Source organism: Mangrovibacter yixingensis, from assembly GCF_020523985.1.
Taxonomy (GTDB): domain Bacteria; phylum Pseudomonadota; class Gammaproteobacteria; order Enterobacterales; family Enterobacteriaceae; genus Mangrovibacter; species Mangrovibacter yixingensis.
The window spans coordinates 136826-160991 of the sequence record NZ_JAIVKM010000006.1 but is presented as its reverse complement, the minus strand read 5'-3'; the positions used below and the strand labels follow the sequence as shown (position 1 = coordinate 160991).

The 24166-nt window shown below is 51.0% G+C and carries 23 protein-coding genes; 6 read left to right on the top strand and 17 right to left on the bottom strand.

Annotated features, from left to right (window positions below; translation table 11 throughout):
- The first annotated feature begins 196 nt into the window (after positions 1-196).
- Positions 197-1387: a BaiN/RdsA family NAD(P)/FAD-dependent oxidoreductase gene (locus LC084_RS17825; protein WP_226572539.1), complete on the top strand. Its 1191-nt coding sequence runs from the start codon at positions 197-199 to the stop codon at positions 1385-1387.
- Here the strand turns inward: LC084_RS17825 and LC084_RS17820 are convergent.
- Genes LC084_RS17820 through LC084_RS17800 form a run of 5 tightly spaced genes read right to left on the bottom strand, consistent with a single transcriptional unit; the run spans position 1384 to position 7555 of the window.
- Positions 1384-3471 carry an FAD-dependent oxidoreductase gene (locus tag LC084_RS17820; RefSeq protein WP_226572537.1) on the bottom strand — a complete coding sequence of 696 codons (2088 nt, stop codon included), beginning with the start codon at positions 3469-3471 and terminating at the stop codon, positions 1384-1386. The two genes, LC084_RS17825 and LC084_RS17820, sit on opposite strands and share 4 nt — an antisense overlap.
- An 8-nt stretch (positions 3472-3479) precedes the next feature.
- Entirely contained in the window at positions 3480-4703 is a 1224-nt protein-coding gene (locus tag LC084_RS17815; protein WP_226572535.1) for an MFS transporter, read from the bottom strand.
- 53 nt (positions 4704-4756) lie between these two features.
- Positions 4757-5590, bottom strand: coding sequence for a sugar phosphate isomerase/epimerase family protein (locus LC084_RS17810; RefSeq protein WP_226572533.1), 834 nt, complete (start codon positions 5588-5590; stop codon positions 4757-4759).
- 9 nt (positions 5591-5599) lie between these two features.
- Positions 5600-6751, bottom strand: coding sequence for a Gfo/Idh/MocA family protein (locus LC084_RS17805; protein WP_226572531.1), 1152 nt, complete (start codon positions 6749-6751; stop codon positions 5600-5602).
- Positions 6752-6766: 15 nt separating this feature from the next.
- Positions 6767-7555 (bottom strand): 3-ketoacyl-ACP reductase, encoded by a 789-nt coding sequence (locus LC084_RS17800; RefSeq protein ID WP_226572530.1) that lies wholly within the window; start codon positions 7553-7555, stop codon positions 6767-6769.
- Positions 7556-7726: 171 nt separating this feature from the next.
- Here LC084_RS17800 and LC084_RS17795 point away from each other — a divergent pair, with 171 nt between their 5' ends.
- Positions 7727-8356 carry a TetR/AcrR family transcriptional regulator gene (locus LC084_RS17795; RefSeq protein WP_226572529.1) on the top strand — a complete coding sequence of 210 codons (630 nt, stop codon included), beginning with the start codon at positions 7727-7729 and terminating at the stop codon, positions 8354-8356.
- Positions 8357-8396: 40 nt separating this feature from the next.
- Here the strand turns inward: LC084_RS17795 and LC084_RS17790 are convergent, their stop codons facing one another.
- A complete protein-coding gene (locus tag LC084_RS17790) occupies positions 8397-9314 on the bottom strand; it encodes a LysR family transcriptional regulator (protein ID WP_226572528.1) in 918 nt (305 codons plus the stop codon).
- Positions 9315-9397: 83 nt separating this feature from the next.
- Here LC084_RS17790 and LC084_RS17785 point away from each other — a divergent pair, with 83 nt between their 5' ends.
- Positions 9398-10462 (top strand): tartrate dehydrogenase, encoded by a 1065-nt coding sequence (locus LC084_RS17785; protein WP_226572527.1) that lies wholly within the window; start codon positions 9398-9400, stop codon positions 10460-10462.
- A 58-nt stretch (positions 10463-10520) separates the two neighbouring features.
- Here the strand turns inward: LC084_RS17785 and LC084_RS17780 are convergent, their stop codons facing one another.
- A complete protein-coding gene (locus LC084_RS17780; RefSeq protein ID WP_226572526.1) occupies positions 10521-12860 on the bottom strand; it encodes an autotransporter family protein in 2340 nt (779 codons plus the stop codon).
- A gap of 26 nt (positions 12861-12886) precedes the next feature.
- Positions 12887-13750, bottom strand: coding sequence for an alpha/beta fold hydrolase (locus LC084_RS17775; RefSeq protein ID WP_226572525.1), 864 nt, complete (start codon positions 13748-13750; stop codon positions 12887-12889).
- 241 nt (positions 13751-13991) lie between these two features.
- Here LC084_RS17775 and LC084_RS17770 point away from each other — a divergent pair, with 241 nt between their 5' ends.
- Together LC084_RS17770 and LC084_RS17765 are read left to right on the top strand one after the other, a co-directional pair.
- Positions 13992-14336 (top strand): hypothetical protein, encoded by a 345-nt coding sequence (locus tag LC084_RS17770; protein ID WP_226572524.1) that lies wholly within the window; start codon positions 13992-13994, stop codon positions 14334-14336.
- A gap of 290 nt (positions 14337-14626) precedes the next feature.
- A complete protein-coding gene (locus LC084_RS17765) occupies positions 14627-15541 on the top strand; it encodes an NAD-dependent epimerase/dehydratase family protein (RefSeq protein WP_226572523.1) in 915 nt (304 codons plus the stop codon).
- Here LC084_RS17765 and LC084_RS17760 read toward each other — a convergent pair whose 3' ends face one another.
- The 3 genes from LC084_RS17760 to LC084_RS17750 form a co-directional block, all read right to left on the bottom strand.
- Complete coding sequence (locus tag LC084_RS17760; protein ID WP_226572522.1) at positions 15542-15991, bottom strand: GNAT family N-acetyltransferase; 450 nt, start codon at positions 15989-15991, stop codon at positions 15542-15544. It abuts the gene before it with no gap.
- Entirely contained in the window at positions 15988-16725 is a 738-nt protein-coding gene (locus LC084_RS17755) for a GNAT family N-acetyltransferase (RefSeq protein WP_226572521.1), read from the bottom strand. The genes LC084_RS17760 and LC084_RS17755 overlap by 4 nt, the downstream gene beginning before the upstream one ends.
- Before the next feature lie 63 nt (positions 16726-16788).
- Positions 16789-17682 carry a LysR family transcriptional regulator gene (locus tag LC084_RS17750; RefSeq protein ID WP_226572520.1) on the bottom strand — a complete coding sequence of 298 codons (894 nt, stop codon included), beginning with the start codon at positions 17680-17682 and terminating at the stop codon, positions 16789-16791.
- Positions 17683-17778: 96 nt separating this feature from the next.
- Here LC084_RS17750 and LC084_RS17745 point away from each other — a divergent pair, with 96 nt between their 5' ends.
- Positions 17779-18312 (top strand): GNAT family N-acetyltransferase, encoded by a 534-nt coding sequence (locus tag LC084_RS17745; protein ID WP_226572519.1) that lies wholly within the window; start codon positions 17779-17781, stop codon positions 18310-18312.
- Here the strand turns inward: LC084_RS17745 and LC084_RS17740 are convergent.
- The 6 genes from LC084_RS17740 to LC084_RS17715 are packed head-to-tail and all read right to left on the bottom strand — an operon-like array spanning position 18309 to position 23618.
- Positions 18309-19145, bottom strand: coding sequence for a VOC family protein (locus LC084_RS17740; protein ID WP_226572518.1), 837 nt, complete (start codon positions 19143-19145; stop codon positions 18309-18311). The two genes, LC084_RS17745 and LC084_RS17740, sit on opposite strands and share 4 nt — an antisense overlap.
- Positions 19146-19177: 32 nt before the next feature.
- The gene (locus LC084_RS17735; RefSeq protein ID WP_226572517.1) at positions 19178-19897 is read right to left on the bottom strand and encodes an ABC transporter ATP-binding protein; all 720 of its coding nucleotides are present in this window, start codon (positions 19895-19897) and stop codon (positions 19178-19180) included.
- Entirely contained in the window at positions 19894-20673 is a 780-nt protein-coding gene (locus LC084_RS17730; protein ID WP_226572516.1) for an ABC transporter ATP-binding protein, read from the bottom strand. Before LC084_RS17730 ends, LC084_RS17735 begins: the two co-directional genes overlap by 4 nt.
- Positions 20670-21557, bottom strand: a complete 888-nt coding sequence (locus LC084_RS17725) for a branched-chain amino acid ABC transporter permease (protein WP_226572515.1) — start codon at positions 21555-21557, stop codon at positions 20670-20672. The genes LC084_RS17730 and LC084_RS17725 overlap by 4 nt, the downstream gene beginning before the upstream one ends.
- Positions 21550-22443 (bottom strand): branched-chain amino acid ABC transporter permease, encoded by an 894-nt coding sequence (locus tag LC084_RS17720; RefSeq protein ID WP_226572513.1) that lies wholly within the window; start codon positions 22441-22443, stop codon positions 21550-21552. Before LC084_RS17720 ends, LC084_RS17725 begins: the two co-directional genes overlap by 8 nt.
- A gap of 47 nt (positions 22444-22490) precedes the next feature.
- Complete coding sequence (locus LC084_RS17715; RefSeq protein WP_226572511.1) at positions 22491-23618, bottom strand: ABC transporter substrate-binding protein; 1128 nt, start codon at positions 23616-23618, stop codon at positions 22491-22493.
- Positions 23619-24166: the final 548 nt, after the last annotated feature.

Below are 24166 nucleotides of genomic sequence, written 5' to 3'. Positions count from 1 at the left end.
GCGGCGCATTATCAAGGACAACTGCGCCGGGGGCAAAGTGAAAATAGACTTTTTTTGATTTAAATTGCGTCGCTTTTCTCACTGATTGTCATTAATTTGTAATAATTCAATGGGATATCTGAAAGATTGTCTTTTGTACTGGTGTGATTAACGGACTATCTTTACAATTCGCCGCCAGACAAAATAGGGGGAAAGCGTGGAACAATTCGATGTGGTGGTGATTGGTGCGGGTGCGGCCGGGTTATTTTGTGCGGCTCAGGCCGGGCAGGCCGGTTTACGTGCCATAGTATTAGACAACGGAAAAAAACCGGGCAGAAAAATTCTTATGTCTGGTGGTGGCCGTTGTAACTTTACTAACCTTTATATCGAACCCGCAGCATATTTAAGCTCAAACCCCCATTTTTGCAAATCTGCCCTGGCACGCTATACCCAATGGGATTTTATCGACATGGTTTCCCGCCATGGTATTGCCTGGCATGAAAAGACGCTGGGGCAGTTATTTTGTGATGATTCAGCCGAACAAATTGTCACCATGCTGCTGGACGAGTGCCAAAAGGGTAACGTGGCATTGCGGTTGCGTAGCGAAGTGTTAAATATTGAACGCAATGAGCAAGGCTTTACGCTGCAAGTTAACGGCACAGAAATTCATGCCAACAAACTGGTGATTGCCAGTGGTGGGCTATCCATGCCTGGACTGGGCGCCTCGCCCTTTGGCTATAAAGTTGCCGAGCAGTTTGGCATTCCCGTCTTGCCCACCCGTGCGGGCCTGGTGCCGTTCACGCTGCATAAACCCTTGCTGGAACAGTTGCAAACCTTGTCTGGTGTATCGTTACCCACTGTTGTTACAGCCCTGGATGGCACGCAATTTCGTGAAAATATTTTGTTCACGCATCGGGGCATGTCTGGCCCGGCAGTGCTGCAAATTTCCAGTTACTGGCGGGCAGGGGAACCGGTTGTGGTCAACCTGACACCTGACGGTGGTGTGGACGCGCTACTTAATGAGCAGCGCCAGGCGCATCCGAACCAAAGTCTGAAAAATACCCTGGCTTTGTTACTGCCGAAGCGCTTGATTGAAGTGCTGATGTCGCTGGGGTTAGTGCCAGATGTCACTTTGAAGCAGCTTAATTCACGCCAGCAGGCAGACATGGTTGCACAGTTGTCGCAATGGGAAGTGGTGCCAAATGGCACAGAAGGCTACCGCACTGCTGAAGTGACGCTTGGCGGTGTCGATACCCATGCGCTTTCTTCCCGAACCATGGAGGCCCGCACGGTGCCAGGGCTCTATTTTATTGGTGAAGTGGTTGATGTCACGGGCTGGTTGGGTGGTTACAACTTCCAGTGGGCCTGGAGCTCCGCCTGGGCTTGTGCCCAGGCACTGGCCGCTTAATCGTCCGCTGAAGTTGGGGAATGATGGTAAATACGGTCAGTCAGAAAGTCAGGCCAGTTTTTTTCAAAGAACAGGGTGCTAAGGTCCTCCAGTGGCCGCAGGCCCTGCACTTTTACCCTGAAGCCGCCATTTGACCAGTGTACAACCAATTGTTGTTGCCGCTGCTGCGGGTTTTCCGCCAAAAAACGGTAGTCAGTCAGTACTCCGGCTCGGGTAGAGGGTACCTGGTCACCGTCAGGGGAACAAAGCACACGGGCCCCACGGCTGCCACCACCCTGTTCAATATAGAAATTCAACGCGGTTAATAATGCCTCGCAAGCCAGAGCCATTTGTTGCCACTGGAAGCGCTGTGCAGCTTGGTTGGGGTGTGTAATGGCGATGCCATGCTGAGTTATCTGTTCATTGAGGCGTCTGGTTGCCGCCAATGCTTCAGGGACTTGATTTATATGGCAAATGAATCCAGCAACGTCGCTCATTCGCTGTTGTATTTCTGCTTTAACGGCTTCAATAGTCGGTGCCTGTGACGATGTGCTGTCATGCCGGATAGTGCTGATTAGTGCCGACACTTCGGAAGCGAAACAGGAATCTGTTGTGTTCCGGCTTGTCGCCTTAATGTGTTTTGCACAGCGTAACCCAAAAACCTGGCCGGCATTCAGTGCTGCACCTCCAGGGCGAGTCACACCATGTGTTCCCGCAGCTTCTCCTATGGCATAGCACCCGGCTAATGATGTTTGCCCCCAAGTATCGACAGCAATACCACCGTTCATATGCTGGTGGTTAACGTTAAAAGCCAGAGGGGATTGTGTCAGGTCATGGCCATTGTGTTTGTATAATTCAATCGCCAGAGGGTTCATGTGTTGCAGGCGTTCGATGGGCAGTGCCAGATTGGCGTCATTGTTAGTCAGGTACGTCCGGACATCGTCATCCAGGTCTTCCAAAGAAAAATCCGGCGAACCTTCAACAGGCAACGGATTACGGTTAAAGTCCATGAAGATGGTATTGCCCTGTTGTGCTTCACTATAAATCGCAAGGTCGACCAGGCTGGAGCCAAAATCCAGCATCCGGCTGGCGTGGACAGGCCACTGGTAGCCTTTACGGAAAATATTGGAAGCGAGTTCCCTGGTGGTGCGGTAAAAGCGTGCAAGAAAGTTATGTTCCTGGCCATGAGCATCTACGGAATAGATGTAGGGCATGCTCTGCATATATGTGCCAGACAAGTTCCAGGGAAACTCATCACGGCGTGTTCCAATACCAAATTGATGTTCGGTGAGATTGACGGTTTCCAGCCCGGTTTCAAGAGCTAACCCCAGTGACCCAAAGCAGCGCTTCGGGTAAACACTATCACGAAACAGTTCACCTGGCCCACCAGCCGCAAGAACGACGGCGCTGGCACGTATTACACATAGTCCCCACGGGTTTTCCGGGCAGCGTGCTCCTTTTACTATGGCGACAGCACCCACAATGTGGCGGTATGCCCCTTCGCCTTCAGTCAGCAAGCGTATGACTGTTGCATGATCGATAAAGAGGGTATTCAGTAAAATAGCCTCTTCAGCTAATACCTTGACCATCAACCGTGAAGTTCGTGGTCCGCAGCTGGTGGCCCGGCCAGCTTCGTCGTGATCTGTTTGGTACCGTAAAACAGCACCGTAGCGGTCTTCCGGTAACGGTAATCCAATGCTTTTCAACCCAATAAATGCTTCGATGGAACCCACTGCTTCGACATAAGCAGTATCTGCATCCATTGCGCCACCCGCCCCTAAGGCACTTGCCAGCTTAACAAAGTCATCACCATGAAAACTGGTTGATGCCGTGTGCAGTGTCTGCTTATCTGAGCCTGAGCAGGCAGATGTTCCCCAAAATAAAGTTTGAGTGGCAACAACAACATCTATTCCTCTGCGGCGCAATTCCACTGCCGCCCGCAGGCCAGCTGCTCCACTACCTATAACCAATGCCTCGTGGTCATAAAGAGGAATGGAATAACCAGCAATATTTTGCGTGAGTGACGGACTGGCTGTTGCTACATGCCGTGGCATAGCGACATCTGTTAAGTGCGTCAGAATGGATTGAGGGATAGTTGTTGCCATATTTTCCTCTACTGTTTACTGGGACTGAGACCAGGCACTGCCGGGTTGGAATAAACTGCCGGGGATTTTTGTACACCGAGTAACATCATGGAGCTGAATACCATGACACAGGCTGCGACCCACCATACGGTACTCAAGGAATAGATATCAGCGAAGTACCCGGCTAACACTGGGGAAATACCACCGGCTGCCATACCTATATTCATAACAAAGCCAATAGCCGAACCGCGTAATGCCTGCGGAACCAATTCAGCGGTAAATGAAATTACCAGTGGGGTGACTGGGTAACCTAAGAAACCAAGTAAGAGAATGACAACTATCACGGCATATACGGGCATGTTTAGCACCATTGCCGCCATGAGCAAACTACTCAGTAAGGTGATACCAATCAGGATAGCGCGCTTACGGTTGAAGTTGCCTGTATCGCACAAGCGGCCTATCAGAAATCCCCCCAAGGCACCAGCAAGGCCCAGCAGGCTGGCGATAGTGCCTGCGACACTTATCGATAAGTGTTTAACATTCATTAAAAATGTTGGTGCCCACAACAGGACAATCCACCAGCCACTGAGGAGCAGGAAATAGTAGAGTGCCATCAGTAAAACGGAAGGGTTGCGGAATAGTTGTTTTAACGGCAACGACGTTTTTTGTGCCTGGTGTGTGTTTTTCTCTGTGGGTTTTACCAATAGTAAATAGGCCAGAGCTACCAGCAGACCCATGCTGCCAGCCACATAAAAAACCACTCGCCAGCCGAAGACAGGGCCAAGCATAGCGCCAAGCCAGGTACCCAAGAAGCCGCCAATCGGGTAGCCCATCCAGTAGAGAGACATCACTGTGGTGCGTTGTTTCTCGGTTGTGACGTTCGCGACTTCCAGAGAGGCGGCAGGCCAAAAGACACCTTCTCCTATTCCGGTCATTACTCGGTAAAATAGCAATGATGTCAGGCTGCCTGCGATTCCGGTAGACATGGTTGCCAGTGAGAAAATAACTAACCCCAGGATCAGAACCGGCTTTCCGCTGAGTTTGTCGGCGATAATGCCAGAAATAAACAAGAAGCCGATGAACCCATAAAAAAATGAGCTCATCAGAAAACCTGATTGTGCACGGTCCAGATGAAAATCACTGGCCATAAGGCTGATAGCTGACGAAACCGTCATACGATCAACGGAGTACATCATGTATCCCAGCCCGCATAACACGGACACCAGGATCATTTTTTTTGTATCTGTATGCATAATGCCCTCGACATATCGGATGTGACGAGAAATCAGATACCGCAAAACTCTGATTAACAGTGTTGCTGATGGCGCTCCTTGCAGGTGGATAAGACGTAGTTGGGATCCTGTTGCCACCAGTTCAGTTCCGAGAAAATTTCCACTTCATGCGCCCCCTGGTAGCCCAGTGACTCAACAGCGAGACGGGCGCGGCGAATATCGATAACTCCATCTCCCATCATTCCCCGGTCAGAGAGCAAATCGCGGGTTGGCACCAGCCAGTCGCAAATGTGGAACGCCAGAATACGGTTACGCCCTGCGCGTTCCAGTTGTAGGAAAAACTTCGGATCCCACCAGGTGTGATAGAGATCAACGGCAATGCCCAGCCCCTTATCGCCCAGTTCATCGCACAAATCATTTGCCTGTTCCAGAGTGTTCACACATGCGCGGTCAGCTGCATACATTGGGTGTAATGGCTCAATTGCCAGAGGCATGCCAACATTACGTGAGTAATCAAGTAACCGGGAAAGCCCTTCTTTGACTTGCTGACGGGCCCCCTCGATATCTTTCGAGGAGCCTGGCAGCCCTCCCACTACCAGTACCAGGCAGGCAGCACCCACCGCCAGCGCTTCATCCACAGCTTTGCGGTTATCATCATCCGCAGCACGTCTGGCAGCATCATCGATGCCTGGAAACATACCGCCTCGACAGTAGCCGCTGACGGTTAACTCATTGCTACGGATTAACCTGGCTGTTTTCTCCAGCCCCAGTGCCTGTACTTGATCTCGCCATGGCGAGATCCCTCGGATCTCGTGGCGGGCACAGCCGTCAATTATTTTATCGAGCGTCCACTGTTTACGAACGGTAGCGGTATTAATGGAAAGCCGCCGGGGATCGGGATGTTGCATATGCGCTCCTTATTTGATCAAAGACGGAACATCTAACCAGCGGCGTTCGCGCCAGCTTTGCAAAGCCAGTTCTACGAGCTGTACGCCTTTAGCACCCTCGAGCAGATTCCAGCGGAAATCGCCCTCACCATGAACATGGCGTAAAAAACCTTCCCATTGCACTTTGAAAGCGTTGTCATAGGTTGTGGTATCTGGTACCGGAACCCAGTCATTGAAAAAGTTATGGGTCTGGCGTTCATCAGGGTTCCAGACAGGTTTGGGGGTATTAACTCTGGACTGGGTAAGGCAATCGGTCAGCCCGGCTACAGCGGAACCGTTGACGCCATCGACCTGGAATGTCACCAGGTCGTCACGGCGAACCCGCACGCACCAGGAGCTGTTGATTTGTACGATGGTGCCATTATGAAGTTCGAAAGTGGCATATGCGGCATCATCTGCAGTTGCGGCGTAAGAATTACCTTGTTCATCGACACGTTGTGGGATGTGGGTGGCTCCCAGGCAGCTAATACTTTTGATTTCACCGAATAAATTGTCGATGACATACCGCCAGTGGCAGATCATGTCGAGAATAATGCCGCCACCATCTTCCTGACGGTAGTTCCAGGATGGGCGCTGTGCTGGCTGTAAATCACCTTCGAAGACCCAGTAGCCAAATTCACCACGAACAGACAGAACTTTGCCAAAAAAACCAGATTCATTGAGAAGCTGTAATTTGCGTAATCCGGGTAGCCATAATTTGTCTTGCACAACACCGTGGCAAACACCCTGTTGTTCTGCATAGTGGTACAGTTCCATGGCTTCAGACAAACTTACTGCCACGGGTTTTTCACAATAAATATGTTTGCCTGCCGCAATCGCTTTTTTTAGCAAAGTGGGGCGTGCCTGAGTGGTTGCTGCATCAAAAAAGATAGTGTCTTTGGGGTTTGCCAGTGCTGCGTCAAGGTCTGTCCCCCAACGCGTAATGCCTGTTTCTTTAGCCAAAGCTGCGATTTTTTCTTCATTGCGCCCAATCAAAATCGGGTCAGGCATCAGGTAGTCGCCATTAGCCAGTGCAACGCCACCCTGGTTACGGATAGCAACAATAGAGCGGATCAAATGCTGATTTTTCCCCATACGACCGGTGACGCCGTGCATGATAATGCCAACAGAAATAATGGCCATTGAAGTACCTCGTATTCAAAAATGGGATTTGTTCAGGCCACCATCAAGTTCGATGATCTGGCCGACAGTGAAAGGCAATTTACCGCTCGCCAGCGCATCAATAGCGATAGCGATGTCATCAGGTTGTCCCCAGCGTTTCATTGGAACTAACCCTTCTTCAATCAGTTGCGTGTATTTGGGTTTAACGGTACTGGTCATGTCCGTTTCGATAATGCCTGGTCGAACCTCATATACGCCAATACCGGATTCGGCGAGACGCATGGCAAAAAGTTGTGTGACCATACTGGCAGCTGCTTTAGATACGCAGTATTCGCCACGAGAAATATTCAGGCTTTGGGCACTGCAGGAAGTGATGTTAATAATGGCGCGATGCTGATTACCTAATTGCCCTTGTTCAAGCATGAACTTTGCGCTTTTTTGGCAGAAGAAGAACATGGCGCGTGTATTTATATCCTGACAATATTGATAATTCTCTGGTGTCACATCCAGTAAATCACCCCGCACACGGGCAGCGGTTCCGGCATTGTTAACAATGCAATCAAGCCTCCCCCAGCGCGCTGTTACAGCTTCCAGCATGGCAGACTGGCTCTCCAGTACGGCAACATCTCCGGGGACGGCCATGGCTTCTACGCCACTGGTTTGGAGCTCTGCTACGATCACTTCTTGCCGTGCCCGACTCTCTTCGGTATCGCGCCCATTAATCGCGACATTAAATCCGCTTTGTGCCAGTTGATACGCGCAGGCTTTGCCAATTCCACGCGTGGAGCCGGTAACGAAGGCCACCGGACGTTGTGCATAGGTCATTGTGCAGCTCCTTTTAAATCTTTCAACCAACTAGTTGATTTAATATAAACAGTATAGGAAGGACAAAAAAAGAAAAGGATGATCGACTTCTCAGATTCAACTAATTGGTTAATAATGATTGCAGAGAATTTAATTGAATGATTTTACGGGGGAAAAATGGTTAAGGAGAGTGTGTCTAAACGCCGGCATGATCCCGAACTGACCCAAAGTCTGATCCTTGGTGCAGCTAAAGCGGTCTTCGCAGATAAAGGATTTGATGGGGCCCGGGTTGACCAAATTGCCGCTCTGGCACAAGTCAATAAGCAACTGATTTATTATTATTTCGACAATAAAGACACTTTGTTCTCAAAGGTACTGGAAGCTGCATATCAGGACATTCGTACCAAAGAGGCTGCGCTTGATTTGGATGCCTTATCTGCGCGCGATGCTGTATTAAAATTGGTTGAGTTTACCTGGCATTATTATCTGGAAAATCCGGAGTTTATTCGTTTACTGAATAGCGAAAATCAGCTGCAGGCTCGTCACCTTAAAGCGCTGGATACTATTGTGCCCATCAACCGTAGCTGGTTGAGTATTACCGAAACTATCCTGTTGCGTGGCCAGGAAGATGGCAGTATCCGACCGGGTATTGATGCGATGCAATTAAATATCAGTATTTCTGCACTGGGTTTTTTCTACCTGATAAATCAATCAACATTGTCGATTCTGTATCAAAAAGATTTAAAACAGGTTGCTGAACTGGAGCAACGCCTGGCTGTCATGAAAGACACCATTTCATGCTGGCTAACGCCACACAGGTGAATATGTGGCTTTATATTCCCCAGTCCTGGTGCAGCAATTGTTATACGCTGGGGTTCAGTTCTGACATCAGGTAATCCACAAACGCAGTAATCCGGTTATGGGGTGTGCGTTGGGGAAGCCAGACTGCGTAAATGTTCCCGCCAGTAGCCTGCCATTCCGGTAATACATGTATCAGTTCACCGCTGGCAATACTGGGCTCTGCATCCCACCAGGAGCGCAGCAAAATCCCGTGCCCATCTATTGCCATTCTCATGGCAACTTCACCATCATTGGTCACCAGGTGCCCGTTCACTTTCTGGCTGATGGTCTGCTTTCCCCGGCTCATTCGCCACAAAGTAAAATCACTGTCAAATTGCTTAAGCAGAATACAACTGTGTTTTGCCAGGTCGTTTACACTGGCAGGCAAGCCATGTTGTGTGGCATAACCAGGCGAACAACACAGCACTCGCGGGTTATCGCGTAGCTTGCGGGCAACCAGACGGGCATCTGGTGGCTCACCAACACGGATGTCAATATCCATCTGAGCATCAAGGAAATTTAGCGGCTGGCTGGTGAGTTGCAGGGTGATATTCAGTTGCGGGTGAAGGGCGGCAAAGCGCGATAAACAGGGCGCGACAAAACGCCGCCCAAAACCAAATGACGCATTAATGTTGAGCGACCCACGCAACAGCGGATTTTGGCTGCTGATTCTGTCTTCCAGTTCGAGTAACTGGTCCAGCAAAGGCCGGGCACCTTCAAGGTAGCTTTTGCCTTCTGGCGTCAATTCTATACGGCGAGTGGTTCTGTGCAGCAATTGCACCCCAAGGCGTTCTTCGAGTAACCGCAGCCGCTTACTTACCGCAGGCAAAGATAACCCCATTTCCCGCGCAGCAACCGTCAGGCTTCCGGCAGAAGCCAGATGCATGAAAAACGCCATGTCGTCTGTTGAGGTTCTGGTTTCTTTACTTTTAAGAAACATTGGATTTCATTTTAAGCCAATTATTAACCTGAAATGAAAACATATACTGCAATACAGGCATAAACAACCCAAAGGTGCATGCAATGGCTGTTCATAAAATCGCAGTAATTCCCGGTGATGGTATAGGCAAGGAAGTGATGCCGGAGGGCGTTCGGGTGATGAACGCGGCTGCCAGTAAATTTTCAATCCCTCTGGAATGGCAATGGCATGACTTCGCCAGTGCAGAATACTGGCAGCAGCATGGCAAAATGTTGCCGGATAACTGGCGTGAACAGTTACAGGCCTGTGATGCCATCTATTTTGGTGCTGTTGGCTGGCCGGATGTCGTGCCGGATCACGTGTCGTTGTGGGAGTCGTTACTCCAGTTTCGCCGGGAATTCGACCAGTATGTTAATTTGCGGCCAGTGCGTTTAATGCCTGGCGTGAAAGCGCCCCTGGCAAACCGGCAACCAGGCGATATCGATTTTTATGTGGTGCGGGAGAACACCGAAGGGGAGTATTCCAGTGTCGGTGGCACGATGTTTCCTGGTACTGAACGGGAAGTGGTGATTCAGGAAACCGTAATGACGCGAACCGGCGTGGATCGCGTAGTGAAATTCGCGTTCGAGCTGGCTCAGCGACGCCCGAAAAAACACCTGACATCGGCCACTAAATCGAATGGTATCGCGATCACTATGCCCTACTGGGACAGCCGTGTGGCAGAGATAGCACAGCAGTACCCGTCTGTATCTGTAGATAAATTCCATATTGATATTCTTACTGCGAATTTCGTTTTACACCCTGACTGGTTTGATGTGGTGGTTGCCAGTAATCTGTTTGGCGATATTCTTTCAGACCTTGGCCCGGCCTGCACTGGCACTATCGGTATTGCCCCTTCTGCCAACATCAACCCAGAGCGCTGTTTCCCCAGCCTGTTTGAACCGGTGCATGGTTCTGCGCCAGATATTGCTGGTAAAGGTGTCGCCAACCCGATTGGCCAGATTTGGTGTGGCGCAATGATGCTGGAGCATTTGGGCTACGCTGAAGCGGGAGCCGCAGTTTTGCAGGCAGTAGAAAAAACGCTGGCAGAAGGGCATTGCCTGACCCGTGACCTGGGTGGAACAGCCAGCACCGCTGAGCTGGGGGAAGCGATAGCCGCGGCACTGTAATGTGAGGAATAAAATGGCCTGGTGTCATGTGCTGACACCAGGGCCGGACGGGTATTAATCAGAACAGCTGTTTGAACCGCAGGCTGACTGACTGGTTTGAATAATGCGGTGCTGCGCTAATATCGTAGTAAGCAGTAATGCTGGAGGTACCAGAGTGAACCAGTGTAGCCCCAACGCTGAAATCACCGGTGTCTTTTTCTGGAGATGCGCCACGGGTAGTAAATCCAGTTTCATCAATTGCCGCCGCATAGCTGGAGGAAATCTGCATCGGCTGGTTGTCATACTGGTGATACCAGAGCATTTGTAAGTAAGGAGTCAACTCACCGACTGGCGTTGACGTGGTGACCTCAAATTTGGCACCAAGCCCGGACTTAATGGCATCTGAGTGGGCGGCATCTACCCGTAATGCAGCACCATTACCGTTCGATTCGGTATAGCCATTTTGCTGCATAAAGCTATAGCTGAGATTGGCCAATGGCGTCACAGTGAATGCCTGAGTGACAGCTAAAGGGTAACCAAACTCGGCTTTTACCGCATACTGCTGTCCATCAAACTTGCCGTTGGCAATACCAGAATACCCGGTTAAATCTACGCTACGTTGTGTGTTGAAACGCTGAGTTACGGCGGTTGCATAAAGGTTGGTATACCAGTCCGGCGCGAGGTAACTGGCATAAGCCGTTAACCCCCAGGAGTTTACATAGGCATTTGAACCGTTAAAGCTACTGTTGCCTTTAATATTAGTTGAGGTGTAGCTGAGCGCGCCACCTAAACGCCAGTTATCATTTATCGCGCGGTCGGCACCCAAAACCAGTCCGCCATAAGTTGCCTTATACCCGGACATTTCACCGGTGTTACCCTGGTTGGCACGCCCACCAAAAGTTTGCCCCCATACCGCGTTATTGAGTGACTCATCCCCGGCGGCAATACCACTTTTCCCGTTACGCCAGGCAAACTGCGTTGCGCTGATTCTTGAACCAATGACATTGAGCATGTCAAAAGTCGCGGTGCTCGCCGCATTTGCTGCACTGGCATTCATTCCTGGGGAAAGCTGCTCTCCCACTCTATTAGCTTCACCAACAGAGTTAATTGCTAATGAAGCATTGTATAAATTCAACAACCCTGCATTCGAAACACCGGTATAATTTTGCAGGCCATTTAAGGATGAAATGGCATTACCGATAGTTGGTTCCCAGGACTGCGTGGTCGGCGTCGTCGGCGTCGTCGATGTGGTAGGCGTGGTAGGCGTGGTAGGCGTAGCTGGTATGGTTGGCGTGGTTGTTTGTGCAGCAGATAAATTAAGCACCAGCAATTTATCCCCTGAGCTGGAGTCTGTTGCTGCGCTGCCTTTTACCGTGCCTGTAAAGCCTGATGCGTTATATTTCAGGGTTCCTTCATTGTATTGTGTGTTGGCTGCATCTGAAGCATCGATAACCACATAACGCTGGCCTGCCGCGAACGCGTAACCCTGGCTTACCAGGTTGACAGATGATCCCGATGCCAGTGTGACTGCTCCATTGACAATCAACCGGCCATACCCGGAATCGGAAGACAGGCTACCTGTAGTAACGGCATCGCTGGCAACATTAAAATTCAGCGAAGAACTGGCAGACTGGGTGTAGTTTCCCGTAATAGTGATGGGATTGGAAATATACAGATTAGCGCTGGTGTTATTAAAAGAACCCGATGAAAGCGTGACATTATCGTTCAGCAGCATATTTCCGGAGCTGAGTGTCAGGTCGCCGCTGGACAAAGAAATAGTTCCAATTACTGGCGTTGATTCATCTGCGGTATAGCCAGTCAGAGTACCGATGGTGCTGCCCGTGCCGCCAATAAAATCCAGACTACTTGATGAAGTGATATCGCCTTTAATCGTCCCAGTATTGGTGATGCTGCCAATAGTACCCGTGTTATTCAGTACATTGGATGATGTGGTGCCAGCACTGATTGTTCCCGAGTTGTTGATACTGTTTATGGTGCCATTATTCAGGATCGTATAGCCCCATACTGCGCTTATTGTTCCACTGTTATTCAACGCATCAATAGTACCACTATTATAGAGAGCATAGGCGCGGTCAGAGCTGAGGGTCCCCAGGTTATTGATAGTTCCAATACTTCCGCTTGAGCGGATACCGTAGTACCCGGCCCCCAGAAGGTTATTGTTGGTAATAGTGGTGATGGTACCGTTATTGTAGATTCCGTCGTCGGCCCCTGCAATTACACCGGTATCCGTCACTGTAATTGAGGTGTAGCTTTCACCGGATAAAACCTGAATATCACTGGATGTGTTTGAAATAACCAGTGTGTCGGTTGTCGCACCAGCAGAGCCAGCTACCGTCATGGCCGACAACCCAGAGACAATGGCCACTATCAATGGTTTTACTTTAAACAGCTTGTTCATACTTTACCCTGTTAATTTTATTATGATTACTTACCTCCCTTGCCGCATTCAGGTTTCTGTTTGAGCAAGTGGAGCCACTGCGTTTCCCATGGGCCCTGATGCGTCATTCCGGGAACAAGCACAGCGCGCGCGCAACTGCCACCCGTTTGCTGAGTAAAACGCTGGGCAACTTCAGGGGGAATGAGCGTATCATGCGCACCACTAAAATGAATTTGAGGAATAAGCGCCAATTTATTCGCTTTATTGATGGGATTAAGCGAATCGGGCATTGGCGAAACATGGTGTAATTGATTCACATATTCAATATCAAGGTAACCCGCTACAGTACGCAGAGATAATATATCCTTACGTTGTTCAGCTAATAATGCGGCAACCGCACCGCCCCCCGAATAACCCACTAATTGAATCTGAGTTGCAAAAGCGCTTTGTTTAATCTTGTCTATCGCTTCGGACATCGCGTTAATCACATCCGCAGAAAACCGCTTGCTTGTCCAATAAGGTACCTGGCAGGTAGGGTTGCTGCCTACGCCGATGTACTGGCAGGGCCGGGCGATATACACCACATTGCTGCCAGGGTCCAGTGCAGCCAACCGCAGTGCGACGGGGTTTTTCGGCGTAGGGTCCGATGAAGGCTGGTAGCGTGAAATCCAGGCCAGGCCATCACCTTCAATATAAATGGTCAGTGGTTGTGAAGGGGCATTTATACGTTGCCAGGTAAGAAAACTAAACTCAGGGGTGACGACAACTTTTTCGGTTAGCTGTCCTTTTTTGGCTATGTCTTGCGCTGTAGTTAAATTGTTGGTAGTGCACCCTGTTATTAAAAAGGCATAGAGAAGAATCCAAAACTGGCCTTTTTGAAGTTTATAAATACCGAAATCTTTTTTTATCATTGATGAAATTAGCATGGTGAAATAAAAATTAAATAGTGTTACATCAAACCTAGCACGTATAACCAACGGGTGTCATATCATCATAATGACAATACGTGATGCGACAAGGTAACTGTTTTTTTCACGACTTTTATTGGTCGGTGGATTGCCACGGATCATTTTGCGCGGCGATTCGTTTGGCAATCATGTCGTGAAATAACTTTGTTGCCATGGCAAACATAAATCGACTTTAACCTTGCCCATGAGTGGGTCTGATATTGGTAGTTACGCCGACCATGTCGGGCGCAAATCTGCCACGTTGTTTACCATGGTCTTTATGACAATTGGCACCGGTGGTCTGGTGTTGGTGCCATCATATGAGTCGATAGGTATGGTAACACCCGTTCTGCTGGTGATAACCCGTATGCTGCACGGCGCCTGGCATGAGGTGGAGAGGCTGGTCCTGCTACAACCTACATTATGGAAGCAGCAACTCATGGCCGACGAGCCTGGTTTGCCAGTTGGCGAGTTGGGGCTGGCGTATTCCCTTTATGTTTGGGCTGTTAATTCTTCCTCTGGCTCTCTGGGTGCGGCGCAGCCTGCATGAGTCCTGACACAATCAGGCTCGGGTAATAGTGAAACCTTCCAGCGCTCCCCTCAATGAATAATCGGTGTTGCCATAGTGAAAACAGTAATGAGTTGGGATGAATGGGAGAAATGTGACGCGACAGCGCTGGCGGGGCATGTGGCTAACGGTAATGCCACACCAGAAGAACTGGCGTAAACCTGCTGTACATGTTGCTCACCATGCGTGACTAAAAAGGGCACCTATTGTCTATTACTCTGTCTGCGCGATTGTTTACCGTGCGGCTAAATCGCAAAAAGATGGGTGATAATATGGCAGCAATCAGGCGGGTGCTGGTAACGGGTGTTTCCGGCTACATTGGTGGCAGTGTCGCAGTGGCTTTACAGGCGGCGGGCTATCAGGTTTGTGGCGTTGTTCGGCGTGAAAAAGATGCCCTGGCGGTCAGGGCCGCGGGGATGGTGGCTGTACCCGGAGAACTTACGGCAGAATCTAACCCGGCACTGGATAGCGCAATACAGGGCTGTGATGCTGTGATTCATGCAGCAGAATGTGACAGCCCCGATATTGCTGCCCGTTTACTCAAGCGCCTACGAGGAAGTGGTAAAACCTTTATCTATACTTCAGGGGCTGGTTATCTGGCCAGTCCGGTTGTGGGTGGACACAGTGTCGGAGATTTTGTTTATACCGAAGATTTCCCTTGCGATGAAAGCCCATTTTTTCCTGAGCGGTTGTCCATAAACCGTATGGTGTTGCGGGCTGCCCGCGAGAATGTACGCTCAGTCGTCCTTGTGCCTGCGATGGTCTATGGTGAAGGGAAGCTCATTAACCGCGAGAGCAAGCAATTACCGATGCTAACGCATATGGCGCAAGAGCGTGGTTACGCTGAGTATCTGGGGGAAGGTGCGCATCGTTGGAGCCATGTGCATATCGATGACATGGTTGCCCTCTTTTTACTGGCGCTGGAACATGCGAAGCCGGGGTCACTGTTTTATGCCGAAAACGGCCAGGTAGCTTTCCGCGAACTGGCTCAGGCGATTCAGAGAGGCTCGAGGCTTGAAGGAGAACCCCGGTCACTCACATTTGAAACGGCGGTGGCCACCTGGGGAAACCTGATGGCTTCTGTGGCGTTTGGTTCAAATTGCCGAATTAATGCGGATAAAGCCAGACTTTTTTTGGGGTGGAACCCACAATATACTGATATTACTGAGTATATCCAGAAAGGCTGATTACCCTCTGGGGATTGCAAGCCGGTAACGTACATAGTCATCGGCCTGAATGAATGTGTCATACAATGCCCGGGCCGAGTTACCTTCCCGGGTATGCCAGTAGAGCTGGGACCAGTTGTTTTGTTCAGCCAGATGAATCAGGTCATCAATCAGTGCCCGCCCCAGCCCCTGCCCACGAGCAGCAGGGTCAACAAATAAGTCTTCGAGGTAACACACCGGGGTGGTGACCCATGAGCCTTCATGAAGCACATACAGGCTAAAACCGGCAATCTGTTCATTACAAACCGCCAGCCGAATCCCTAATGGGGAATCCGGGTTCAGCGCCCGTTGCCAGGTGTGGTGGGTAACCGGCTCAGGGATGTCGCTGGCATAAAATGTGGTGTAACCCTGCCATAACGCGCGCCAGGCGGCTTCATCTTCCGGGCGGGCATCCCGAATTGTGGTGGTCATGCTTGCTGCTCCTGTGGGTTTTGCTGCCACGCACGTAATACGCTCAGTGCCTGGCGTTGCTTCCCGTGCTCATCAAAGTTACCCGGTGATAACCAGGCGCTCAGGGCATCATGAACTTGTGGCCACTCGCCATCAAGCAGCGAAAACCAGGCGGTATCCCGGTTGCGCCCTTTGTAGACAATCGCCTGGCGGAAAATACCTTCAAACGTGAACCCCAACCGCTCTGCAGCCCGGCGGGATGGCGCGTTCAGGGAATCACACTTCCATTCATAGCGCCGGTAACCCAGTGTGTCGAACACGTACTGCATCAGTAGCGCGTGGGCTTCTGTTGCGGCGGTGGTGTGTTGCAGGCGGGGTGAAAAAATAACAGAGCCCACTTCGATAACGCCATTTTTCGGGTCCTGGCGCATTAAAGCCAGTGTGCCGGTTGCTTCGCCAGTGGTGTTGTCAATCACCGCATAGTGCAGTGGGTCCTGGCTTTCGGCTGCCTGAATAATAAATTGGTTAAATGAGGCGAAGTCTGTGAATGGCCCTGCGGGCAACCAGGTCCAGCCCCGGTCATCTTCAGCCTGAAGCCATGCGGCATAGAGTTGCTCACTGTGGCTTGCTGTATTCAGTGGGGCTAAGTGGCAGTAGTGGCCCTGCAGATTACAGCGCTGTGGTAACGGGCAACCTTGCCAGCCAGTGAGTGGAGCGCCAATGGGTTGATCAAACGAATTAAGCAGCACAGTCATATTCAGTTTCAGCCAGAGGAGTGTTAACCCTAACTTAACGCGGGAATACCCTGCTGTGAAGCGTCACTTCGGGTTCACCGGCAGGACCGCGGTTTTTAGCGCGTTTAACAGGGCATTCAAACCGTGATTCAGGGGTTTATCCTGACGTAAGGCCAGCGCCAGCGTACGTGAAAGCCGGGGCATTAACGGCCAACAGGTAATGCCAGGTTCTGGCTGTGTGATGGCCATTGCGGGAACAATGCTGTAACCCATACCGGCACGCACCAGGCTTTTTATGGCCTCGATACTGCCTAATTCCATGATGGGTTGCAGCTCATGGTCTGCTTCGGCAAACCAACTATCAATGCATTTGCGGGTACTGCTGCCTGGCTCAAAGATTATCAGTGGCTGCTTGCTCAATACCCCTGGAGTTAACGGCGCAGCCTGCACTTCTTCAGATGGGCCAATAGCGAAGAATTCATCGTCACACAGTGGAGCCAGTGAGATATTGCGGCTGTCGGCCGGAAGTGTCACTAACCCGGCATCCAGCCGGTTTTCCTCCACGGCGCGGATAATCTCTTGTGTATTACCGGTGCGGATACTGACGGTGAGTTGTGGGTGAGATTGGCGAAGTGCCTGCAGTAGCGGCGGCATCAGGTGAATACAGGCTGTGGCTCCCATACCCAGGGAGACAACGCCACGGGCAATACTGCTGCAATTGGTCACCTGGGTTTGGATATCGGCAACGATATGTTCCAGTTGCGGTGCTAACTCCAGTAAAAGCAGGCCTGCAGGCGTGGGCTTCATGCCTCTGGCTGTTCGTTCAAGCAGGCGCGTGGCAAACCACTGTTCCAGTTGGCGAATGTGTTGGCTTACCGCGGGCTGAGACAATCCCAGAATGTTGGCGGCTGAGGAAAAACTGCCGTAGCGGGCCACCAGGCAAAACGTATGCAGATGATCCAGGTTAAGGGCGGCCATCAAAGGTTTCCTTATAGCGTGCATAAGTAATACAGGCTGTCTGGAATACCCGAAACATGGCACTCTGAATGCCTGCATAATCCTTGTGAGCAAAACATGAAAATAATTCCCGCACAACAGCAACATGTCACGCAAATATGCGCAATATACGCCTGGCATGTTGAGCATGGCATCGCTTCATTTGAAACAACGCCGCCAGATGTTGCCGAAATGGCGGGCAGGCTGGCAAAAGTGCAGGCACATGGAACACCCTGGTTGGTGGCGCTGGAAGGTGAGCAGGTGCTCGGTTACTGCTACCTGGCGCCTTATCGCCCGCGTCACGCTTACCGTTTTACTCTGGAAGATTCTGTCTATATTCATCACCAACATGGTGGGCAGGGCCTTGGACGTGCGTTGTTATCCCATGCTATTAGCCTGGTTGAGCAAGCGGGATACCGGCAGTTATTGGCGGTGATTGGAAATAGCGAAAACCAGGCATCGCTGCGCTTACACCGGAGCCTTGGGTTTAACCTGGTAGGGACACTGCAATCTGTAGGGTTTAAACATGGGCGCTGGGTGGACACCGTGTTAATGCAGCGCACACTGGGCGACGGTGCAACACTGCCGCCCAGTGACGTTACTCTGCCTTAAAGGTGAAAACGCATTGCCAGCCACTGTGCTTGCTGTTGAGTGACCAGCACCGCGTTACCTTGTTCTTGCCATTGTATATCGCCCTGAGTAAGGCTCTGCCTGAGTTGGTTCAATGAGGCAACCTGGAAACACAGCGCCACCATTTTAGCGGGCGCATTCTGCCCGGCAGGCGGTAGCGCAAATTCCTGACTTGCCTGGTCATGGCTGATAACCCGCAGGCGGCAGGTACCTGAATCAAGAACATAGCCACCCTGCGCATCCATACGTGGCACACAGTTAAACAACTGGCGGTATAACGCCAACGTTTGTACTGGCTGAGGTGAGGCAATCACAAATGCAGTCAGTGCCTGCACTGTGTTTGGGTGAACCTGCCAGGCGGGTTGCCACACGGCTTCAGGTGTTTGCTGTTCACAGAAAAAACTGAAGCCATAATCCAGTGCACTGCCACGAATCCGGGTGATACAAAAACGGGCTTCAGTAGTACCGCCATCGGGCAGGGTGACTGGCCGGGAAAATGCTGTCGGTGGTTCTCCCTCCAGCCCACACTGCTGCAAGTGTTGCCAAACTTCATGAGCATCCGAGGTTTTCCATACCAGGCCAGCAAGGCCAGGTGCCACTTGCCATAAACCGCGCGACGCAGTTTGCCTGTCAACTTCATAACCCAGCAGCTCCAGGTAGTTATCTCTGAATATCGCCAGGTGGTTGCTGGAGCCCATAGAGTGATGGCCCCGCTCACTGAGCTGAAAGCCCATCCGTTGAAACAAGTGTTGTGCCTGATTCAGTTCGTCATCGACATTGATTACTGCGTGGTCGATAACCGGGGTAATCGGCATGATGTATTCCTTCTGTTTTGTTACTCTTCCTGTCAGGCGGCACGGCCGCCAAAGTACAGTTCCCGCATACGCGGATCGTTAAGCAGATCCCGAGCTTTACCCTGCATTGCCACTTTACCCAGCGCCAGCACATAAGCCCGGTCGGAAATATGCAGCGCTTCCATGGCGTTTTGCTCCACCATCAAAATAGTGACTTTTTCCTGGCGGCAAATGGTTTGTATGGCGCTGAATACTTCGGTAAGCATTTTCGGTGATAACCCGGCAGAGGGCTCATCAAGCAGCAGTACGGAAGGCGATGGCATCAATGCCCGGGCGAGTGCGAGAATTTGCCGTTCCCCACCAGAAAGCGCAGATGCCGGGGAATGCCATTTTTTGTGTAACACCGGGTAATGTTCTGCCAGTTGTGCCATTCGTTGCCTGCGCTGCCCCGGTGGTAAAAACTGCCCACCCGTTTGCAGGTTTTCTGCGACACTCAGGTTGTTGAAGACATTATCCAGTTGCGGAACAAACCCCAGAGAACACTCACGAATTTTGCGGTGTACCGGAATTTTTGCTGTTTCTCGCCCATCAATTTCTACCCGCCCTTCGCGGGGGGAAACAAAACCGGCAATTGATTTAAGTAACGTAGATTTGCCGCAGCCATTTGGGCCAAGCAGTGTGACAATTTCGGCCTGTGCAACATGCAAGGAAATACCGTGGAGAATATCGATTCCTGGTGTGTAACCCGCAATCACGTTTTCCAGCGTTATCATACGGCCTCCTGCAGTGTTGTTGTGCTGCGCCCAAGGTACGCGTCCAGCACTTGCTGGTTTTCCGCCAGTTCGTCCGGGCGGCAACTGGCGACAATCTGCCCTCTGTCCAGCACAATACAGCGCTGGCACAAGGTGTTGATAAAGTGCATATCGTGTTCAATGACCAGTAAGGAAATCCCTTGCTGGCTCAGGCGAACCAGAGTTTCTACCAGTTCCTGGCGCAGCTTCGGATGAACACCTGCCATCGGTTCATCGAGCATCAGCAGCGCAGGGTTTCCCATGAGCGCGCAGGCAATCCCCAGCAGTTTTTTCTGCCCACCCGACAGCGCGGCGGCAGGCAGATCTTTGACTTTGGTTAGCAGCAATGTATTCAGCAATTCACTGGCGCGGGCTTTGTCTTCCTCTTCAGCCTTGCGCCCGGAAGCCAGGCCCAGTAATCCGTTCACCAGCCCGTGCTGGCGGGTTCCCGCTGCCATTACCACTTCCATGACGCTCATCTTCTCTGGCATGACCGGTAACTGGAATGTCCGGGCAATCCCTGCCTGAATAATGAGGTGGCTTGCCATGCGGGCAATGGGTTGCCCATTGAACGTGATGCTGCCGCCATCTGGCCGGGTAAACCCGGAAATTGTGTTAAGCAGGGTACTTTTCCCGGAGCCATTTGGCCCAAGCAGGCCGAGGATCTCACCTTTCGCCATACTAAATGAGACAGACGACAGCACCTGGTTGCCACCAAAGGCTTTGCTGACACCAGACACGTTGAGTAAATCGGTCATGACATAATCCTCAACTTTTCGGGTAACAGGCCGCCAGGTCTGGTCAGCAGGCACAATAACAATGCTAGCCCCACCAGACCCAGGCGCAGTGCACCAGTCAAATCAGAGCTAATATGGAAATAATCTTTTGCGAAGGGGATAAAGTTATACAAGCCTTCCACTAACAACACACCCAGCAGCACACCACGAACATTCCCGATTCCGCCAATCATCACCATGCTCCAGATAAGAAAGGTTTCTGAAGAAAGCAGGTAATCCGGGCTGACATAATCGGTGTACCAGGCCAGCAGCATACCGGCCAGGCAACACATCACTGCACTGCTCATCAATGCCCGGCATTTTAACCACGGCAGGGCATACCCCATGCACATGGCTAGCTGGGGTTGCTCGCGCATCAGGCGAAGCGCGCGGCCAAAGCGGCTGGAACCTATTCGCAGGCATGCCAGTGTGGCAAGGATAACGGCCACCAGAATAATAGCGGCGAAGATACGGGTATCCATCACGCTGCTACCGGTTGACCAGGGGGCAACCAGGCCGCCGATACCTTGTGCACCGCCCGTAAAAGTATCTTCATTGACCACCGCAATACGGATAATCTCCGCCAATGCCAGCGTGGCAATCCCCCAGTAGTCTGCGGTTAACTGGCGGCCCAACAGCGTCATCATGATGCTGATAACGATGGCGCAGGCTATTCCGGCAGGCATTACCACCCACAGAGGCAACCCAAACTGGCTGCCTAAACCGATGGCATACGCACCAGTACCCACGAACACGATATGGCCAAAGTTGAGCAACCCGGCATAGCCCGCCTGTAAATTCAGGGCAAGCGCGACAATGGCATAGATGCCCGCCAGACAAAAAATATGCAGTAAAAACTCAGACACGGCGCACCTCCCGGTTAAACAGGCCGTAAGGACGTAGCAACAGCGCCAATAACAGAATGACAAACGATGAGGCATTTACCCAGGTAACCGGAATAAACAGTAATTCCCCACCGAACAGCCAGCTCCAGTCGATATTGGTGACAAGGGTTTCGGTACTGGCAATAAGTAACGCGCCAAAAATGGCTCCCATGGGGTTGCCCAGCCCGCCCAGAATGGCTGCCGCCAGCACTGGCAGCATCAGGTCATTCCCCTGGTTGACCCAGGCACTGGCATTCATTGCCAGCATGCTTCCACCCACGGCCGCTAACATGCCAGCCACCAGGTTCACACTGTGGATAATGGCGCTGGCGTTTAAACCTGAAGCTGCCGCCAGGTCGCGGTTACTTGCCAGAGCGCGTATTGCACGGCCTTGTGGTGTTTTGAACATCAGCACGCTAAATACGGCGACCAGCACGGCAGTGACACCCAGGCTCCAGAGTTCATCTGAAGAGATGCGGGTATCGCCAATTTGCCACAGATCACCAATGGGCAGGGCGTAGTTGATGGGAGCCGATCCTTCGACCCCAAGAACCAGTGCAATCAGCACCATTGATACGGCCAGCGAACCAATCATGGCGTTAGCCGTACCGCTTTTTAACAGTGGCTGAAATACCCAGTGATGCAACACCATGGAGAGCATGCCGCAAACAACCGCGGAAAAGATGATAGCCAGTGATAACGGCATACCCAGGTGAAGCCCGGCTGCCGTAATAAATGCGCCAACCATGGCGTATTGCATATGGGCGATGTTGGCAAACCGCACCAGCCCATACACCAGGCTAAGCCCCAGCGCGACCAGTGATAAATCTGCCGTGCGAATCAATGTATCAATCAAAAACTGCAGCATGATTTTTCCCCAATGATGTAGCGTGAACAGGCAAAATAAACCGCCCGTTACCGGGGAACCGGAGCACCATTGCTCGCTTTGACTTTCAGGTATGGCTGGCTCTGGCGTTGGTTATCCGCATCCAGGTCCAGTTTCCCGGTAATGCCGGTAAAACCAGGCGCCACAGCTTTCATTGCGGTAATCATTGCAGCAGGTTCAGCACTGTGCGCTTTATCGATTGCTGTCGCAGCCAACATGATGCTGTCCCAGGCATAGCTGCCATAAACGGAGCGCGGTTTTTCATGGAATTTATTCTGGTAAAGCGAGGCGTAATTTTCGCCATTGCTGCCAGCGGCTTTTTGGTCGATACCTGCCACTTCCATTCCCATTTGGCCGTTAGTGTATTGTGCCGGAGAACCATCTATCGCCATGGTTAAATACATGCCGTACCAGGGGGTTTTACTCAGGCCAAGCTCCCAGGCTTCTCGGTTAAGCACAATGGCATCCTGGCCATAGCTGGTGTAAACGTAGGCTTGTGGGTGAGCACGGGAAATTTGCTCCAGTTCGCGGCGGTAAGAGGGTTGCCCGCTGGTGTAGAGCACTTTGGCAACAACTTTGCCGCCCGCTTTTTCAAATGCTTTAGTGAACTGTTCCGCCATACCCTGGCCGTAAGCGCCATCAGGTGCAATGAATGCCACTTTGTTGTAACCCAGTTGGTGTACATCTTCTGCGGAAAAACGGGCTGAAAGGGAATCAAGACCGATGACACTCCAGGACGTAGCGCCAATTTTACGCACATCAGTGCTGGTGCCTGAAATGTTGATATGCAGCAGGTGGTTTTTCACCAAATATTGCCCAATCGGAATGGTGACGCTGGAGGAAAAGCTGCCAACCACCAACGGGACATGGTTAACCTGGGTCAGTTTACGTACCGCATTCAGGCCGGTAACCGGGCTACCAGCAGAATCTTCAACGATAACGTGCAGCGGTTGCCCATCCACCCCGCCGTGGGCATTGATATTTTCCACGGCCAGTTCAATCCCCCTGCGCTGGTCTTCACCAATACTGGCACTGGTACCGGTTAAGGGCAAAATTGCACCAATGTTCACATCGGCCAGTGCCGTGTGCGCTAAACCTAACAACGTCATGCCTGTTAATGCTGACAGAGTCATGCTCTGCCCAAAACGACTTTTCATGTTGGTTCTCCGGTTGATCATTGCCGGCTCTTAAGGCCGGTGTTTTTCAGCCTCTGCAGCATTGCGAGGCTTCCCTGGTGAAGGCGAAAAGTAGTGCACTAAAGTGAATGTATAAGTGCATACACTTGTGTATTAAGCAAAGACAGTGCCAGGGAAGCATATTACTGGATCAAACCCATAGTATTTTTATGGGGTTCGGAAAAAATTAATGAATAAATACAACGGTGAGGATGGAAATAATAAATTTTTCCGCCAATGTAGTTTTAGGTTTCTTGTTGTAGGTTATGGAAAATATCTGTGTGCAAAAGTGAATACACTTTGAATCATTTTGGAGCAAGCTTGCTATAAAATGGTGCAGGTTAATGATTTAGCTAACAATTAAAAATACAAAACTCTTAATAATCAAAGGTTATTAGGTTATGAATAAGTGTATTCAATTTTGTGTTGAGTTGTTTTTTTTGCTGTGTTATCAATAAAAATATTCGGTGAAATAACCCGTGCTTCTGGTTTATTTATTTACGGTGTGCTGCGATGTTAAGGGAAAATGT